The following is a 2620-nucleotide window of genomic DNA, read 5'->3' as shown; positions in this document are numbered from 1 at the left end:
GACCGGCCCCGTGCCCGCGCAGAGCCCGCCCCTCGACCTGCCGCCGGACGCGCCGCTCGATCCGCCGACGACACGCCTGCCGCCGCCCGGCCCACGGAGCGGAGGGACCGCGTGAGCCGAGTGCGGGAGTTACGACGGCGCGGCGGCCGGCTCGGGGTGGTCGTGCTCGCGGGCTGGCTCTTCGCCGACCTGCTGCTCGTGCTCGCCCTGGTGTCGATGGCCGACCGGCCCGACCCGAAGGCGGACGACCGGCCGGGGCCCGAGCCGTCCAAGAGCGGGACGACCTCGCCTCCCCCGCCGCCGATGCCGCGGTCCGTGGACCGGAACCCCGAGGAGTTCGAGGTGCGGGGCCGGGACAAGGGCGACCTCGTCAAGGAGATCTCGAAGGACACGCGCAAGTGGTCGAGCCGTGAGGCCGCGCTGGTCCTCACCTTCGGCGGCGGCTCGAACGGCACGGTCTACGCCCACCGGGTCAACAGCCTGCTCGGCAAGGCCCGTCCGGAGATGTTCACGAAAAAGACGGCAACGGACGACTACCACAACCTCGGCGAGCGCGCGGAGACCGCCACGGTCCGCGTCTACTTCTACACGGCACCGGGCGGCTGAGCCATGGCGGTCCTGCGACCGGGCGAGCACCCGAAGGCGCGCGGCGCACGTGCGCCGCTGCCCGTCCTGCCGCGCTGCCCCGGCCTGCGCGGTTACGTACAACTCCACGACACCCTCCGCGGCCTGCAGTTCCGGCACGCGGCGGACGCCCTGCGCGCACCGGCCCCCGCGCCCGCGCACGACACGGTCTTCGGCACGCTCCCCAAGGCCGCCACGGACGACGGCTTCCGCGTCCTCGACGGTCTCTGGTTCCCGGGCCGCGGCGGCATCTGGCACCGCGTCGATCTGGCGTACGTCCGGCAGGCCCGCGGCCGGTGGCTGTCCTCGTCGGATCCGCGCGCCGACTCGGCGGCGGCCGTGGTGGACACCCTGGAGACCCTGCTGCGCGACGACGCGATGGGGCTGCGGCGGCTGGTCCTGTGGGAGGTGTGCTGCCTCCTCAGGGACGGCGCCCGGCACCCCGGCGAGGCCGAGGCCGTCGCCCTCGGCGTGCACCGCAGCGAGGCGGCCCTGCTCACCTCCGCCGTCGCGGCGGGGTTCCCCGCGACCGGCCCCGCCCGGCATGCCGCCGAGACTCTCAACGACGTGTGGCCCGGGGTGCGGCTGCGCGAGGCGGAGCGGCACGTGTCGCGGCTCCCGCGCGCCTCCGTCTACCCCGACGGGCCCGACGACTTCCGCCTGGCCGCACTCGTCGACGGCGTCCGCGCGCGGGCCGCCGAGGTCGGCAGGCTGACCGCCGACGCCACCACGGCGGAGGCCACCGGCGCGCTGCGCACCGCGGCCGACGCCTGGCTGGCCGCGCTCCGCCTCGCACGGGACGATCCGCAGGCCCAGACGGGCCTGCTGCGGGTGGCCGCGCGCCTCGCCGACGCCCCCGACGCCCCGGCGGACTCCGAGGTGACGGCCGTGCCGGACGACCGTGCCGTCCGCCTGTCCTGGTGCCCGCCCGAGCCTCCGGAGCACCGCCGCGGCCGCCGCGCCGAGGTCACCTACCGCGTCCTGCGCTTCCCCGACGGCGCGCCCGATCTGGCCGTCGAGACGGCGGCGGGCGAGCCGCGGCCCGGTTCCGTCGACCCGGACGCACCCGTCGGACGCCCCGTGCGGTACGCCGTCGTCCCGCTGGCCGGGGACCGCATCGCCGGGGTGCCGCGCGTGACGGCCCCGGTGCTGCTCACGCCGGTGGTGACGGAGCTGCGCTGCGCCGTCGTGCCGGGCGGGCTGCGGCTGCAGTGGCGGCCCGACCCGGCCGCGGCCGAGGTGCGGGTGACCCGGTCCGGCACCGGGGCGGACATCGGCGGCTGGGGCGAGTCGTCGCTGGTCCGGGTCGCCTGTGAGCACGACCGCGTGCTCGACGTGCCGCTCGCCCCGGGGACGTACACGTACGAGGTGCGCTGCGGCTACCGCGATCCGGACGGCGACCTGGTGTGGTCCCGCGGTGTGACCGTCACCGGCCGGGCCGAGCAGTGGCCGTCGCAGGTGGAGGAGCTCAGCGTGCGGCGGCACTCGGACGGCGAGCGGGTGACGATCGCGTGGCGGCCGCCCGAGCTGGGTGACGGCAGGCTCCTGCCGTGGACGACGGCCCCGGTCGAACCGGGCACGGACGTGTCCGACCTCGTGGGCGGCGTGGACCGGATCCCGGCGACCTCGGTCGGCCCCGAGTCCCTCGCCGAGCTGACACCGGTGCCCGAGCGGCGGGTCCGCGTCACGGCGGTGAGCGTGCTGGGCGAGCGGGCGGTGTCCGGACCGAGCGTCGTCATCGAAACCCCTTCCGCCATAAGGGAGTTGCGGGTGCGGAGGGTACGTGCGGACCGCGCCGAGCTGTACTTCGACTGGCCGGAGCCCGCGGTCCTGGTGCGCGCGGCATGGACCGACGGACGGCGCGGCGGCGAGCGGCGCATCGCGCGCAGCGCCCACCAAGCGGGGCACCCCGTCGACCTGCCCGTCTCGCCCGAGGAGTGCGCCATCACGGTGACGCCGCTCCCCCGCCCCGACGCCGTGTCCATCACCCCGGAGC

General features: G+C 76.9%; 2 protein-coding genes. Both read left to right on the top strand.

The genetic code is table 11. From position 1 onward, the window contains the following. Positions 1-111 precede the first annotated feature (111 nt). Entirely contained in the window at positions 112-606 is a 495-nt protein-coding gene (locus tag AOK03_RS27650) for a hypothetical protein (protein WP_167355649.1), read from the top strand. A 3-nt stretch (positions 607-609) separates the two neighbouring features. Further along, the coding region (locus AOK03_RS27645) for a hypothetical protein (protein ID WP_055568072.1) at positions 610-2620 on the top strand (2011 nt) is incomplete at its 3' end.

It is taken from the genome of Streptomyces atriruber, assembly GCF_001418325.1.
Taxonomy (GTDB): Bacteria; Actinomycetota; Actinomycetes; order Streptomycetales; family Streptomycetaceae; genus Streptomyces; species Streptomyces atriruber.
Note: the sequence above shows the minus strand (reverse complement) of the source record. Positions and strands in the feature narration are given on the sequence as shown.